Origin of the sequence: Natronorubrum marinum, from assembly GCF_052040125.1 — an archaeon.
Classification (GTDB): domain Archaea; phylum Halobacteriota; class Halobacteria; order Halobacteriales; family Natrialbaceae; genus Natronorubrum.
On record NZ_JBPPFV010000004.1, the window covers coordinates 17,435 to 33,257 of the forward strand.

Here is a 15,823-nt window from a genome sequence, read left to right on the forward strand (position 1 = left end):
GCCGGAAGTCACCGACGGACGCTACACGATCCCGTCCGACCGTAGTCGGTCGCGCTCGGCCTCGTCGAACCCGAGATCCGCGAGTATCTCGTCGGTGTGTTCCCCGAGACGTGGCGGCGGCCCGTTCGCGTCGGTCTCGAGCGAGGAGAAGTTGACCGGGTTGGCCGGCGACTTGAACGTCCCGAGCTCCGGGTGGTCCATCTCCGCGATCATGCCGCGCGTCTCGATGTGCGGATCGTCGACCAGCGTTTCGACGTCCCGTACCGGCGTGCAGGGGACATCTTCGTCCTGGAGGATCGTCATCCACTCGTCGGTCGGCCGCTCCGAGAACATGTCGTCGAGGACGGGATCGAGTTCGTCTCTGTTCTCGACGCGATCGGAAAACGTCGCGTAGCGCTCGTCGTCGATCCACTCCTCGCGGCCGATCGCTCGACACAGCTTCGGCCAAATGTGTTCGCTGACGACGCCGACGACGATGTGTGAGTCGGCGGTTTCGAACGCCTGATAGGGCATGAGACTGGGGTGGCGGGTGCCCATGCGTCCCGGATTCTCACCCGTCGCGAAGTAGTTCGACACGTGGTAGCCCAGAAACTGGAAGCTCGCGTCCAACAACGAGACGTCGATGTACTGGCCCTCACCGGTTCGCTCCCGGTGATAGAGCGCGGTGAGAACGGAGTAAATCGCCGTCATCGCACCCGCCAGATCGCAGATCGAGACGCCGATACGGGCGGGCTGCTCTTCGGTTCCGGTGACGCTCATCATTCCCGATTCGCCCTGTAGGATGATGTCGAAGGATTTGCGATCGGCGTACGGACTGTCCTTTCCGTAGCCGGAGATATCGCAGTAGACGAGGTCGTCGGTCACCGACGAGAGCGTTTCGTACTCGGCGCCGAACGCGTCCGCCTTTCCGGGCGAGAAGTTCTGGACGAACACGTCCGCCTCCGCTACCAGCGCGTGAAGGACCGCTTGTCCCTCCGCCGTCGTGAGATCCAGACTGATGCTGCGCTTGTTTCGGTTCGTACTGACGAAGTACGCCGAGAGCTCTTCGCCGTACCGCGGCGAGTACGTCCGCGTCAAGTCTCCGTGGCCCGGCCGCTCGACCTTGATTACGTCCGCACCGAGATCGCCGAGCGTCTGTCCCGTGAACGGACCGACGAGCGCCTGCGTCGCATCGATGACGGTAATCCCCGCTAATGGCTGCATACTCACGAAACGTGTCGGGCCGGGGCGCATATACTTTGCGCAGCCCCGCTGAAACCGCCTCGACAGGAGTCGATCGGGAACCTGACGAGTTCCCGCGTGAACGCGTATACTACCGTGTGACCTCGAACCGGACTGCCCACTATGGCAGTGTGATCACGAAACAGAATACCCACCACAGCAGCTATATCTACGCGGTGTGTTACCGAATACCGATGGAATTGCAACTTAACGGAGATGCAGCGCTCGTAACGGCCTCGAGCAGCGGCCTCGGGAAGGCATCCGCTAAAGCGCTGGCCCGAGAAGGGGCGAACGTGGTTCTCAACGGTCGCGACGAAGCGCGACTCGAGGACGCCCGCGAGGAAATCGAGGCCGTCGCTTCCGGACGCGTCGTCACGCACGCGGGAGATCTGACCGATCCGGACGATATCTCCGAACTCGTTTCGGTGACGGTCGAGGAGTTCGGCGGACTCGACCATCTGGTAACCTCCGCGGGCGGGCCACCGAGCGGGCCGTTCCTCGAGACGACCGACGAGGACTGGTACGAGGCTTACGACCTGCTCGTGATGAGCGTCGTTCGGCTGGTTCGTGAAGCCGCCGACGAACTGCGGGCCGGCGACGGCGGCACCGTAGTCCACATCACGTCCGTCAGCGTCAAGGAGGCCATCGACTCGCTCGTGCTCTCGAACTCGGTTCGGATGACCGTTATCGGCCTCGAGAAGACGCTCTCGCGCGAACTCGCCCCGGAGGTACGGTTCAACAGCGTGCTACCCGGCCCGATCGAAACCGAACGAACCCGCGAACTGCTCGAGCAGGCAATCGAACGTGGCGAGTTCGATTCCTACGAGGAAGGTCTCGCGGCAAAGGGGAGCACGAACCCGTTAGAACGAATCGGCCGGCCGATGGAACTCGGAAACACGGTTGCGTTTCTCTGCTCGCCAGCGTCTGCTTTCATAAACGGGGTTGCGGTACCTATCGACGGCGGTCTCGGACGGTCGAATATGTAGCGCGAGCCGTCTTGGGGGCGAGTGGTTCGAGACGACAAGCGCCTCTCAACATCAAGCGACCGGTTGCGTTCGGAACAGCGAGGGATCGAAGGTCTATCCGCGCAGTTACTCGCGTCCAGTCGCTCGGGAGACAATAGTTGTTTCTACCTGATAGAATCACCAACATGTTAGTTGAGTTATCTACGTCGAAAAGCCGTCTATAGTTCACACATGTTGGGCATTTTTACAACTATGTTCGACTAACATTGCGGGATATTGCTATTTGTCCGGTCCACACTTAATAGGGGGCGAAGTAAGCGTAGTCTCTTGGGAAAGTTTTAAATAAGGTTGGCTATATCATCTATAACAATGGTTGAGAATGGTAACCAGTCACGAAGGGATGTGTTAAAAGGGACCGCTGGAATTGGGACGATCGCTCTCGCGGGTTGTCTGGGTGGGGACGGAGATTCGGTCGACATGACCGTCGGCTCTTCGTCCTCCGGATCGTCGACGTACGGTAACTCGCAGGCGATTCAGCGGGTGGTCAGCCAAGAGTCCGATAGCATCAATTTCATCACGCAAGACGCGGGTGGTGACCCGCAGTCGATTCGACTGTTCGCCGACGGGGAACTGAACTCCTACTCGGCGGGGAACTACATCTTGAATCAGGCCCTCGAACAGACGGGGCCGTTCGAAGAGCCGGACACCGTTTCGGAGTTCCCACAGCACGGTTTCGGTCACCTCTCGCTTAACCTCTACTGGATGGCACTCGAGGACAGCGACATCGAAACAACCGACGATCTCGCCGGACGAGATCTCTATGCACTCCCCGCAGGATGGGGACTGCGTGCGATGACCGAGGAGATGTACGGTAATGCCGGTCTCTGGGAGGATCTAGAGGAGGGCGTCGTCAACTTCGAAACGACCGAGGCGGCGAGTGCACTCGAGGAGGGTCGAGTCGAGGCGTTCATCGTCTACACGTCGAACTACACCCAGTTACCGTCGTGGGCGACCGAAATCGACTCGCGCGCCGAGGTCAGGGCGATCGAGATGACCGACGATTTCGTCGCGGCAGCCGAAGAGTTCGGCGGTGCAGGATACGAGGAGGTCGACGAGATCGGTGGCTGGAATCAGGACGTGCAGGGTGGAGACTTCCCCAAGCACACCTGGACGGAGACGTACCCGTACCTGTTCAGCTCTGAGATTCCCGCGGATGCAGTGTACGAGCTAATGGACATCTGCCACAACCACTTCCAGTCGATGCAGGACGCGAATCCGACGATCCTCGACTGGGACGATCCGGAGAACTTCACGTTCGCACTGACGCACACGGACGAGATTCCAATTCATCCCGGCGCTGCAGACTGGTACGAAGACAACGACGTCTGGGACGACAGCTGGACTCGCGGCGACGAATAGCTCACGGCCACATCTGCTACGGGCAACAAACTATGGTTTACTCAATTTCAAACAAAGACCGCTTAGAGGTCGCCAACGACTTGGTAACGGCATTAGCGATCATAACGTGGGTTTGGGTCCTGTACTACGCGTTCACGCAACGAATGGATCGGATCCTGTTTACGGTAATCTTCCTCGGCGCCATCATCGTCGTCTATCTCGGTAACGAAATGATCGAGGCGTACAGGGAGGAGAAGATGCTGGAGGTAGCTGGTCTCGGCGTCTCCGCAGTCATCACCATCGTGACGACGGTGTACATGACGGCGTTCTACGACACGCTGTTATCGATCCGCGTCGGGACCGCGTTACCTCGTGAGTACGTATTAGCCGCAGCGTTCGTCCTCGTGATCCTCTATCTCTCGTACCGAGCCTACGGTCTCACGTTCCTGGCTGTGATCGTCGCCGCGTTGCTGTACGGTCTCTACGGAGACCTCGCTCCGGGTATCCTCCGCCACGGCGGGTTCAGCCTCAACCGCACGGCAAACATCATGGTTCTCGACTTCCAGGGTGTCTACGGATCGATATCGAGGATTATCGCGACCTGGGTCGCGTTATTCCTGCTGTACGCCGGGTTAATGCGCGGCTTCGGGGCGTTCGATCTCATCATGCGCGTCGCGTTCCGGATGGCGACGTACGTCCGCTCCGGAATTGCGCTGTCCGCGGTGACCTCGAGCATCATCATCGGTTCGATCACCGGCAGTCAGGCGGCGAACACGGCGATCACTGGTTCGTTCACGATCCCGCTGATGAAAGAGAGCGGCATGAAAGGCGAAACTGCCGGTGGTATCGAATCCGTCGCGTCGACCGGCGGGCAGATCATGCCCCCTATCATGGGCGCGGCCGCGTTCGTGATGGCCTCGCTTCTCGGCATCACCTACGTGGAAGTCATGGTCGCGGGTATCGTTCCTGCCCTCATCTTCTACGGCTCCGTCGTTATTGCCGTTCACTACAAGGGTATCGGCGAACTCCAGGGGAAGACGATCGATCTCAACGCGGAAGACCGGTTCGAGGAGACGATGTCGACCAAGGAGTTCGCGATCCAGTGTCTCCGATTCGGTATCCCGTTCGTCGTCCTGGTCTATATGCTCGGCGTGCTCCAGTACACCGTGCTCACGTCCGCGCTTTACACCATCATCATGATGTTCATCACCGGCTTCGGGTTCCCGTTAGTGACGGCGGCTTTGGAAGGGAACGATCTCACGGAGGAGTTCGTTTCCCTCCTTCACGATACGGCGTTCGGCTTCAGAGAGGGCGCGATGATTCTCGCACCGATCGCGATCATCATCGCGGCGATCAACGGCGTCGTTGACGTCTTCGAGGCCTCGGGTATTCCGGGCGTTCTCTCGCTCGCCCTCCTCGATATTTCCGGCGGCGTCATGCTCTACGCAGTGATCCTTGCGATGGTTATCTCGATCATTCTGGGACTCGGAATGCCGACCGTCGCGGCGTACGTCATCGTCGCGTCGTTAATCGCGCCTGCACTGGTCCAGCAGTTCTTCGTTCCGGATCTGGCAGCCCATTTCTTCGTGCTGTACGCTGCGATTCTGTCCGGGCTGACGCCCCCAATCGCGATCGCAGTCGTGGTTGCCACAGGGATTGCAGGAAGCAATTTCTGGCGGACGGTCCACGAGGCGCTGAAGATATCTGCGCCGATCTACGTCCTGCCGTTCGCGTTCATCTACAATCCAGAAATCGTCGTCGGTGGCTGGGGACTGGAAACGTTCTTCTCGGGACTCATCGCCCTGCTCGGCGCGCTCGGCATCGCTCACGGTCTCAACTACTACGGGAAGTTCTTCCACGAGAGCCCGTTCATCAAGTTCCCCGTCAAGGGCGTCTACTTCGTCCTCGGTGTGCTCGCGATGGTCTACCCCGGCATGATGGTCCGACTCGTCTGCGTTGCAGTCATCCTCGTGATGATGGCAGTGCAACTTCGAAGCCACATCCGAAACCGATTCAGTCGGAAATCCAAGTCGGAGAGCGTCCAAACGGCCGAAGACTGAGAACGGTTCGGCTTCGATCTCGAGCGGTTTGCGCGCGTTCGCGGTGTCTTTTCTCGTTTGGGAGGATACCGGTCACGGTCGCGGAGTAGCCGATTCGGATTCGGTTATCCGTTTGACCTTTCGATTTCCGCCGACGTTTCACCGGAGCAATAGTTATATGCACTGAGGATGGTTACCTACGAGCATGACGTCGTTACTATCTGGGAAGACGGCCGTCGTTACCGGCGCGAGCGCCGGTATCGGCGAAGCGACTGCAGAGACACTGGCCAAGCGCGGCGCAAACGTCGCGATGATCGCTCGTCGGGAATCGAAATTACAGACGATAGCTGATCGTCTCGAGGCGGAAACGGAGGGATCGGCCCTCGTCCTTCCAGCGGACGTCAGTAACGAGGACGAAGTGCAAGCCGCTGTAGAACACACCGTCGAGGCCTTCGATGAGATCGACGTGCTGGTCAACAACGCCGGAATGGCGACCGGCCACGAGACGGTAGAAGACACGCCTACCGAACAGTATCGGACCGTGATGGGCGTAAACGTGGACGGGGTCTTTTTCATGACTCGAGCGGCGCTTCCCTCCCTTCGGGAGACGGCCGGGAATGCGATCTTCGTCGGCAGCTTCGCCGGTCAGTATCCGCGACCAGGCGCCCCAGTGTACGCCGCGTCGAAGTGGTGGGTACGAGGGTTTGCACTCAGTCTCGCTGGATCGGTCGGCAGCGACGGGATCGGTGTCAGCATCGTCAATCCGACCGAAGTGCGAACGGAATTTGGGAAGGAGTACAGAGACGAAATCTCTCAGAATCGGTTCGATCCGGATGAAGTCACGAATCCGGAAACGATAGCGGAAGCGATCGCTTTTGCAGCCGAACAGGAACCGCCAAACGTCGTCAACGAACTCGACCTGTATCGACGGGATAAATTTGCGTCGTTCTAACGAACCGACAGTCGAACGGTACGGCCTGTGGAAACCCGCTTTTTGCCGCGAACGAGAGTCCCCCGTTCAGCTCCGGTTGTGGGAGGAAGCGTCGGAAATGTACATCCGCTGTCGGGGGACCACCGCTCTCGTCCCCCGCCTCACGTCCTCTCTCAGCGAACACAAACCGGCGTCTTCCTCTCTCAGCGAACGGGTGTAGATCCGATCCGTGAAGCAAACTGGCAGACACGGCGGACCTCTTGGCCAACTGTGCGAATGATTAATTAACATGGAAGCCGTTAACACGCAGTATGACCGATAACACAGGGGCGAGCGAGTTTGTGAAGTCCGATCAGACGATGTTCTCTATCATCGAATGCATCCACCAAGAAGACGAGATGGGAGTTACGGAGCTGGCGGACGCGGTCGACTTCTCGAAAAGTGCCGTTCATAAACACCTAAAAACGCTTGAAGAACACGGATACGTCGTCAACAACGGTGGACGGTATCAACTCGGCCTGAAACTGCTCACACTCGGCGGCCATATCCGCGACCGGAACGCGTTCTGCCGATGCGCACGTTCTACGGTCGAAGATCTGGCCAAAGAGAGTAATCAAATGGCGTCGTTCATTCTCCGCGATCGGACACACGGCGTTTTCGTTTTCATCGAAAACGATCGCTACGGACTCCGGAAACCGGTCCCGCTCGGGAACCGGTACGTCATTCACCAGAACGCCGCAGGAAAAGCGATCCTCGCGGAACTTCCCGATGAGACGGTCGAGGACATCATCGAAGAAACGAACCTCCCGCGCGAGACGGACAACACTATTACCGATGCAGCTGAGTTGCGGAACGAACTCGAGGAGATCCGCGAGCAGCGATACGCGACGAGCACAGGGGAGCGAATCGAGGACATTCAGTCGATCGCTGCTGCGGTCAAGAGCCCGGATACGGATCAGATCGGAGCGATCAGTATTACCGGCCCAGCCGACCATCTATCGCAGGACACCGTACACACCGAGTGCGCAGAACTGGTGCGGGAGGCAGCGAATGAACTCGAACTGCGGATGCGGTACGTCGAATAGCGACCACCACTAGGTTCCTCGGCCATGGGAGAATTACAGAAGTACTATTGTAAAATTTTGTCGTGTTGACCGCCTCCCGCCACTGGATCTCTTTCACACAAAATTACAGAAGTACTTCTGTAAATACACCTGGCTGACACAGTACCCTACTCGGAGGTACTTCGGCTTAGCCGTCGACCGCTCGGCCGGCAACGGCCGTCCGTGTTACACGCTGTCAACACCGCGGTATCTACGTCTGCTGCGGCCGGACGTGGTACTCTGGATGGGGTCGATCCGTTGGCATACGAGTTCGTTTTCGTTGACGCACTCTCCCTTGTGGGAGAGTGGTGTGTACTGGCGGTGACTGCACACTGCGTTCCCTGTGAGTGAACAGCAGGGTCGGCTCGGATTCCAATAGCGGCTGATTTAGACTCTCAGATCGTTCAAATCGGCGCTTCATGGTGAATTCGAATTCGAGGTGAACCCGAATCCGAACCGCTGGTCCTCGCCAATTCCGCGGCTGGCAAATGACCGAGTGGACTCCAGTATTGCGCCGGTACGACGCCGACCAGCAGTTGCTCGTCTGGCTCGATCCGAGGACTAGTGACGGACGAAAACCGACCGTCGGAAGCGATCTCGCGATTGGGTAACATATAAGAACGCATCGAACGACGTCAGCGTATGGAACCGGTCAGATCCGCGCTGTTCGTCCCGGGGAACCGCGAAGAGTGGGTCGCGAACGCCCACACGAACGACGCCGACGTCGTGATCCTCGACCTCGAGGATTCGGTACCGCCGGGGGAGAAGGAGGCGGCGAGAGGGATCGTCGCCGACAACGTCTCGGCGCTCGCCGACGAGGGACAGCGAATCCACGTCCGCGTCAACGCACACCCGAACGCGAGCCAGGGGGTCGCCGAACACGACTACGAGGCCGTCGTCCGCGCCGGCGTCGAGGCGATCACCGTCCCGAAGGTCAGGAACCCGGACGATATCGAGCGACTCGATTCGGTGTTGACGCACATCGAACGCCGCGAGGGACTACCCGAAAACGGCGTCGAACTGCTGGTCAACATCGAGACCGCACAGTCGATGCGGCAGGTGTACGACATCTGTACGGCCGCCGAACGCGTCGCGACGATCGGCTGTGGCGCCGTGAAGGGGACCGACACCAATCGAGCGCTCAGATTCGAGTGGACCGGACCCGGCCGGGAGGGATTAGAGACGGTTCATCTCCGCCAACAGGCACTGATGGACGCTCGAGCGGCGGGTATCGAACACCCGCTCGCCGGACCGTACGTCGACGTCGGCGACATCGAGGGACTCAGGGAAGACATGCAGTTTTCCCGAGAGATGGGCTATACGGGCTACATCGTCATCCACCCCTCCCACGTCGAACACGCGAACGAACTGTTCCTCCCCGACGCCGAGACCGTCGAGTACTGGATCGGCGCGCTCGAGGCGCTCCAGGAGGCCGAACGGGAGAACAAGAGTGCAGTGACGTACGAAGGCGAGATGATCGATATCGCGAACATTTCGACGGCGGAACGCTACCTCGAGTACGCGACGGCGTTCGAGGACGACCTCGAGATCGAGGCGGACCTCGACGGGTACTGACGAGGGACCGACGGATCGTGACCCCATCTCGACGCTCGCGTTCACTATCCCTCGCTACGAGTTCCTCGGATGTGGTGGCGGTAGCTTTGTCGAGGTTGTAGCGAATCGCCGCCGTCTACCTCCTGTCACGATCCCTGCAGCAGTGAGAACGCTTAATAACGCTTGCCAGGTGAGTATATGCAATGACCGGGATCTCAAACGTCCTTCTGGATCAAGAACACCAACTGTTCCGCGACGAGACGAAACGATTCGTCGAGAACGAAGTGCTGCCGGAGGCGAGCGAACGGGACCCGAAGCGAGAAGAGATGTCTGCCGAACTCGTCGACAATCTCCGCGAGATGGGCTTTTTCGGCATTCTCATCGACGAGGAGTACGACGGTCTCGGGCTGGATCTCAAAGCCTACGCGGTGATCGCGGAGGAACTCTCTCGAGGCTGGCTCAGCGTCGGCAGCATCATCGCCCGCGGCCAGAGTCTCGCCGGGGCGACCGAGGAACAGAAACGGGAGTACCTCCCGAAGATGGCGAGGGGGGAACTGCTCAAGAGCATTGCGATCAGCGAACCCGACGCCGGAAGCGACGTTTCGAACATGCGACTGCGGGCGGAGCGAGACGGCGACGAGTACGTCCTCAACGGGCAGAAGATGTGGTGTACGTTCGCGAAGGGGTCGGATTTCATCCTGACGTACGCCGTCACCGACCCCGATGCGGAGCCGTCCTACCGCGGTATCTCCGGATTCATCGTCGAAAAGCCGGCCGGAACGTTCGACCGGGAGGGGCTGAGCGGGACCGCGATCGACAAGATCGGCTACCACGGCTGGAAGACGTGGGAGGTCAACTTCGACGACGTCCGCGTCAGCGCGGATAAACTCGTCGGCGACGAGGAGGGGCAGGGGTTCTACCAGATCATGGAGTTCTTCGAGGAGGGCCGGGTTCACACGGCGGCCAGGGCGGTCGGGCTGGCCCGCGGCGCGCTCGAAGATTCCCTGGGATACGCTGAGGAACGAGTGCAGTTCGACGAACCCATCTCGGAGTTCCAGGCGATCCGGTTCAAACTGGCCGACATGGCGACCGAGGTCGAAGCCGCTCGAGCGCTGACGCTCCTCGTCGCGGACGCCGTAGACCAGGGCGAGGGAGCGGACGCCGAGGCCGCGATGGCGAAACTGTTCGCGAGCGAAGTCGCGGAGCGCGTCACGAGCGAGGGCATCCAGATCCACGGCGGCTACGGCTACACCACCGATTTCGACGTCGAACGCTACTGGCGTGACGCCCGACTCACCCGCATCTTCGAGGGGACGAGCGAGATTCAGAAGCGGATCATCGCCGATAAGCTACTCTCCTCGTAGCTTCCGCCTGCGTTTCTCGTCGGTATCGCTCGACGGCCACTGGTTACAATGCCCAGGTTTCGGGAACGGCTTAGATCGTGGCGTCGTAGCGAGTCGCGTTCGAGCAGAACTGCAACTCGCCGGCTCGTACTGTAACTTCGATCACAGAAACTATGATATTACGTACCATAGAACGAGTACGTACTCAATGACTACCGCGACCACCTCTCCAGACGGTGCCGCTCGCCCTCGAACCGTACACGACGAACCGAAACAGACGATCGAGATCGGGGTCGTGACGATGGGCCTGTTCGTCGTCTGGCTCGTCTGGGTATCCGACGGCCACTCGCCGACGCCCGGCCTGGGTACCGACGTCCCTTCCATCGCACTCGGGGCGCTCGTCGCCAGTGGCTCCATCCCTGCGGCGAGAACCGCCGTCGATCGGGAGGGCGAGCAACTGATGCAGGAGCGCGACGCCTTCCACCAGTTCGCGATTGAGATCGACTCGATTCCCGTCTCGGCCGACGCTAGCGGGGGGCTCCCGCTGGTCGGCGTGGGGCACGCGAACGCGGTCGTGGGAGAACTCGATAGCGTTCGGGCCGCCTACCGAGAACGCATCATGGAACTCGAGCATTACGATCAGTTGTACGGCGAAGGGCTGTACGACAACATGGCGTCCGAACTCTCGGACGACGTCGCGACGGCCGTCGTCCACGGCGATCAATTCTCGCTTCCGGTCAAGCGAGCGGCGATTCAGCGGGCGACCGAGGCCAGCCTCCGCCGGGAGCGACTGCTGCAAACGATCGATTCGGAACGCGATTCGCTCGACTGCGCGGAGCGCAACCTTCGAGAGATTGCGTCGGATCTCGAGGCCGAACCGCCGCTGCCCGAGGTCACGCTCACCGATCTCTTCGACCACGAGCAACGGCTGTCCCGGCGAAAAGATCGGTGCGAACGATTGCTCCGAAGTCGCCAACACCACATCCACACCGAGAGTACGTTCCGATCGAATCTCGACCCGCTGTTCGTTCAATCCTACCTGTACGCCGAACTCGAGACCGACTTTCCGGTGTTAGACGCCTGTGTTCGACTGTACTCGCGACTCGAGACGCGCCAGCAGGCGGTCCGACGCGCGATCACGTATCGGTGATCCGGGTGCCCACCTGTCTCCGGTGATTCGGGTACTCACCTGTCGCGGCGTCCCAAGCGGATTGACGAAACTCGGTGTCCAACTCTCCGGTGTGTACCTATCTCCTTCGAATACTACTAGACAGATTGATCATACTGGGACCCGATGTCGGCTCGGAGTCCGTGGCCGCGTATCACGGATCGAACTACAATTCGCGTTTCAGCGACTCCGATTCACGCACCTAGTGCCGTTTATTCTTTTATCGGCGTTGCACTCTTGGAAGCAGATCTCGATACAGAACGCTAAACTGAATACTACCAACACATCAGGTGCTGTGTATAATAGTACACTTCCTCTAACTTTGACTCAATTCGTATACTGTTTCACCAACATTTCACACAACTTCCTCGATAACCAACTACAGTTGGTCTTTAGAGGGAAAATAAGGTTTTAAATTACCACAATTAGCCTGAAAACCTCTGCTATGAAGAAAACGGCTATCAAGTTATTCTAAGATTGTCATTTCACATCCTTCTACAGGTAGCGAGTTCTGACACGCTACGTTTCGTGTACGCGATCCGCGTACAGTTAGAGTAAAGTGAGAATCGGTGAAACACGCACTATGGCTCGCGTCATCCGCGTCGCCGATACCCGCGCGCATACCGGAGAGGGACCGTTGTGGCACCCCGACGAACAGCGACTGTACTGGGTGGATATCCCGGCCGGTCGGCTCTATCGATACGACCCCGAGAGCGACGAGTACGAGTGCGTCTACGAGACGGACGACGAACCGCTCGGCGGCTACACCATCGAAGCGGATGGCGCACTGCTCCTGTTCACTCACGGCACCGTCAGCCGCTGGGTTCCCGGGGCGGAGACCGCCGACCCGATCGCCGAAATCGACGCCGACACGCGGTTCAACGACGTTATCGCGGATCCAGAGGGACGCGTCTACTGCGGGACGATGCCCGGCGAGAACGAACTCGGTGACCTCTATCGGCTCGAGCCGGACGGCACCTCGACGGTCCTCGTCGAAGACGTCGATATCGCCAACGGAATGGGGTTCTCCAGAGATCACGAGACGTTCTATTTCACAGAATCCGAGGCCCGCAGAATCTACGCGTTCGATTACGATCGATCGACCGGCGACCTCTCGAACGAGCGGACGTTCCTCGAAACGCCCGCGGACGACGGTGTTCCGGACGGAATGACCGTCGACGAAAAGGGCTGTATCTGGTCCGCCCGGTGGAACGGCGGGCGAGTCGTCCGGTACGATTCTGGCGGGAAACCGATCGACGAGATCGAACTCCCAGCGAGAAAAGTTTCTTCCGTCACGTTCGGCGGACCGAACTATCGCGATCTCTACCTGACGACGGCGCTGACCGACGCGGATCGGGCTACCGAGGGCGACGGTGCGGGCGCACTCTTTCGGGTCCCGGATGTCGGCGTCACTGGCGGTCCCGAGTTCCGGTCACGGATCGCCCTTGAGTGACGTTCCAGTACCGATCGTTTTCGAGTATCCCCCCGATTTCCGCAGTGTACCGTTGCCGGCTCCTGCTGAGTTGGACGTCAGTAGAGACGCGAGAAGTTCTGGCGACGCCACGAACGAGACTCGAGCGACCAACGTCGATAGCAACCTGTTACTCAATCGAGGTATGCGGTAACGGTTGATCGAAGTGCCGCGGGGTCCGGCGCCGTCGAGTCGGCGTCCGGAAGCGGGTCGGCGACGTCGCCCCGCTGAAAACGGACGACGGTCGCACCGGCCGCGGCTGCTGCGGCGACCCCGCTTTCGGAATCTTCCACGACGAGACAGTTGGCTGGATCGACCTCGAGGGTCTCGGCCGCGCGCTCGTAGACGTGCGGAGCGGGTTTCCCCGGCGCGTCGACGTCTTCGGCGCTCACGAGGACGTCCAGCGGACCGAGGTCGAACCGCTCGACGACGTGCTCGATCCAGGGTCGCGGCGACGAGGAGACGATTCCCACGGAAATGTCCTGACCGCGGATCGTGTCGACAAGCGCAGAAAGCTGCGGTGTGAGGGTCACGTGGTCGGTATAAATCCGTTCGCCGGCGTCTCTGAGTCGGTTTTCGACCGCGAGCCGATCGTCGGACAGGCCGTGGCGTCGCTCGAGTTCGACGAGGGTTTCTTCGAAACTCCGGCCGGTTACCGCGTCGACGGACAGGTCGGCGTCAACGAGCGGAAACACCACTTCGCGCCACAGCCGGTGCCAGTGCGCCTCGGAATCGACGAGAACGCCGTCCATGTCGAACAACACCGCTCGGAATTGGGACATACGCGGCAGTCGCCGTCGACCGTCAAATGCGTGTCGGTTCCCCTCGTTTCCGTTGCGTGGACTGCGTCGGTCATTCCGTCGCATCTCCCGTCGATCCGTCGCGACGTCGAGGGGACGCCCTCGAAGTTCGTCGAAACCTGGCACGACGACGGACCGACGGACATGTTCGCTGCCATGGACGCGTTCGAGGAGATCGGATTCGACGGCCCGATGCGTCCCGACCACGTGGTGACGATGGCCGGGGAGGACAACAGCAACCCGGGCTACCACACGAACGGGCGCCTGTTCGCGATCGGCTACATGCGCGGCTTACTCGAGCAGATCGAACGCTGATCGCCGGATCGATTCGTGAGTCGGTTACGGGGATCCGACGGTGACCGCCGCTCCTGAAGAGATATCCGTCGGCTGGAGAGCACTGACCGAGTGTAGGTGCACGATCACGAACCGGAAGCGTAGATGACGAAAGTTGTATGACACTGGTGGTCATACTCGCTGGTATGAACACGAACGGCCAACTCGATATCGGGGTCGTGGGGTTGGTTACCTACGGATTACACCGGGCGAAGATTCTCGAGGAGTTCGGACATCGACTCTACGGGGCGGACCCGAGTCTCGAAACGCTGGGGGACATCGCCCCGAAATTCGAGGGTGGGTTGTACGAACAGCGGGCGGAGCTCTTCGAGGAGGACATCGACGCCCTGGTCATCACGACGCCGAACAAGTTCCACGAACCGGTCGCCGTCGACGCGATGAAACAGGGGATCGACGTGTTCATCGAGAAGCCGCTGGCACACTCCTTAGAGAGCGCCGAGCGAATCACCGAGGTCGCAGCGGAAACCGGACAGGTGTGTATGATCGGTTTCCAGAGTCGCTTTATCAACGTCTGTAACATCCTCAAGTGGTACATCGACGAGGGGAAGCTAGGTGAGATCACCCATATCGAGGCGAGTTACACCCGGCGTCGCGGCGTTCCCGGTCGAGGGTCGTGGTACACGTCGGACGAGATCGCAGGCGGCGGCGCGGTCATCGACATCGGCATCCACGTCTTCGATCTCCTCTTTTACTTTCTGGATTCGCCCGCGGTGACGAACCTCGTCTCCTCTACGCGCTGTGATTTCGGCCACCGGGAGTCGTACGCCTACCTCGACATGTGGGGCGAGGACGACGAAGCGAAGATGTTCAACGTCGAGGACGCAGCCTCCGGCTTCATCGAGTTCGACGACGGCACGACGGCATCTATCGAAATCGCATGGGCCACGAACGCCGAACCGGAACACGCGTACTACATTCACGGGACGGAGATGGGTGCGCGGCTCGATATCACCGATATCGTCGACAGCGAAGCGGATGTCGTGCAGATGCTCGACTTCTTCAGCGTGGAGTCGGGCGGTGCCGATCACTTCCTCGATATCTCCGTCACCACCGATCAGAACGATCCGTACCGCGAACAGATGCGGGAGTTCACCGAGGCGGTACAGACGCGCGAACAGCCGTCGATCAACACCCCCGAACAGGCACTCGACGTCCAGCGAGTGGTTCACAGAATCTACGAACAGAACGACCAAAACGATTTCATCTGATCGGTCGCGTTGTGATGGGTCGAACCTGCAGGTCGTGTGCGACGCTGCTCGCGCTGTGGCGGTTTCGACGTCTACTTTGGGTTTCCTGAGTTCGGCCTCTCGGCGGGCCGAAGACGAACAGTGCCCGTTCTCGAGTTACTCACTCGCTGTTTCCCACTATCAAATCGATCGGTACCTGCTGAGGGACCGATGTGACGGCTAGTCTGAACGGGTCGGAGTTAGTGGTATACAGTAGTACCGCTGTAAGCTCACTCCCTAAATGGCGTCT

General features: G+C 59.8%; 13 protein-coding genes. 11 read left to right on the forward strand and 2 right to left on the reverse strand.

Features of this window, described 5'->3' with window-relative positions; all coding sequences use genetic code 11:
• Positions 1–21: 21 nt before the first annotated feature.
• Positions 22–1,203, reverse strand: coding sequence for a CaiB/BaiF CoA transferase family protein (locus tag ACSFC5_RS20165; RefSeq protein ID WP_440767016.1), 1,182 nt, complete (start codon positions 1,201–1,203; stop codon positions 22–24).
• Between the two features lie 212 nt (positions 1,204–1,415).
• Between ACSFC5_RS20165 and ACSFC5_RS20170 the strand changes: the two genes are divergently transcribed.
• From ACSFC5_RS20170 to ACSFC5_RS20210, 9 genes are all read left to right on the forward strand, one after another.
• Positions 1,416–2,207, forward strand: coding sequence for an SDR family oxidoreductase (locus tag ACSFC5_RS20170; protein ID WP_440767017.1), 792 nt, complete (start codon positions 1,416–1,418; stop codon positions 2,205–2,207).
• Positions 2,208–2,663: 456 nt separating this feature from the next.
• A complete protein-coding gene (locus ACSFC5_RS20175) occupies positions 2,664–3,605 on the forward strand; it encodes a TAXI family TRAP transporter solute-binding subunit (protein ID WP_440767018.1) in 942 nt (313 codons plus the stop codon).
• A gap of 32 nt (positions 3,606–3,637) precedes the next feature.
• Positions 3,638–5,644, forward strand: a complete 2,007-nt coding sequence (locus ACSFC5_RS20180) for a TRAP transporter permease (protein WP_440767019.1) — start codon at positions 3,638–3,640, stop codon at positions 5,642–5,644.
• A gap of 184 nt (positions 5,645–5,828) precedes the next feature.
• The gene (locus ACSFC5_RS20185; RefSeq protein WP_440767020.1) at positions 5,829–6,575 is read left to right on the forward strand and encodes an SDR family oxidoreductase; all 747 of its coding nucleotides are present in this window, start codon (positions 5,829–5,831) and stop codon (positions 6,573–6,575) included.
• A gap of 290 nt (positions 6,576–6,865) precedes the next feature.
• Positions 6,866–7,639 (forward strand): IclR family transcriptional regulator, encoded by a 774-nt coding sequence (locus ACSFC5_RS20190; protein WP_440767021.1) that lies wholly within the window; start codon positions 6,866–6,868, stop codon positions 7,637–7,639.
• A gap of 660 nt (positions 7,640–8,299) precedes the next feature.
• Positions 8,300–9,232, forward strand: a complete 933-nt coding sequence (locus tag ACSFC5_RS20195) for an HpcH/HpaI aldolase/citrate lyase family protein (RefSeq protein ID WP_440767022.1) — start codon at positions 8,300–8,302, stop codon at positions 9,230–9,232.
• A 182-nt stretch (positions 9,233–9,414) separates the two neighbouring features.
• Positions 9,415–10,575: an acyl-CoA dehydrogenase family protein gene (locus tag ACSFC5_RS20200; protein WP_440767023.1), complete on the forward strand. Its 1,161-nt coding sequence runs from the start codon at positions 9,415–9,417 to the stop codon at positions 10,573–10,575.
• Between the two features lie 187 nt (positions 10,576–10,762).
• Complete coding sequence (locus ACSFC5_RS20205; RefSeq protein WP_440767024.1) at positions 10,763–11,704, forward strand: DUF7260 family protein; 942 nt, start codon at positions 10,763–10,765, stop codon at positions 11,702–11,704.
• 601 nt (positions 11,705–12,305) lie between these two features.
• Entirely contained in the window at positions 12,306–13,175 is an 870-nt protein-coding gene (locus ACSFC5_RS20210) for an SMP-30/gluconolactonase/LRE family protein (protein WP_440767025.1), read from the forward strand.
• Positions 13,176–13,327: 152 nt separating this feature from the next.
• Here the strand turns inward: ACSFC5_RS20210 and ACSFC5_RS20215 are convergent, their stop codons facing one another.
• Entirely contained in the window at positions 13,328–13,975 is a 648-nt protein-coding gene (locus ACSFC5_RS20215; protein ID WP_440767026.1) for an HAD family hydrolase, read from the reverse strand.
• Between the two features lie 30 nt (positions 13,976–14,005).
• Here ACSFC5_RS20215 and ACSFC5_RS20220 point away from each other — a divergent pair, with 30 nt between their 5' ends.
• Both ACSFC5_RS20220 and ACSFC5_RS20225 read left to right on the forward strand, forming a co-directional pair.
• The gene (locus ACSFC5_RS20220; protein WP_502263040.1) at positions 14,006–14,308 is read left to right on the forward strand and encodes a mannonate dehydratase; all 303 of its coding nucleotides are present in this window, start codon (positions 14,006–14,008) and stop codon (positions 14,306–14,308) included.
• Positions 14,309–14,472: 164 nt separating this feature from the next.
• Positions 14,473–15,555: a Gfo/Idh/MocA family protein gene (locus ACSFC5_RS20225; RefSeq protein ID WP_440767027.1), complete on the forward strand. Its 1,083-nt coding sequence runs from the start codon at positions 14,473–14,475 to the stop codon at positions 15,553–15,555.
• Positions 15,556–15,823: the final 268 nt, after the last annotated feature.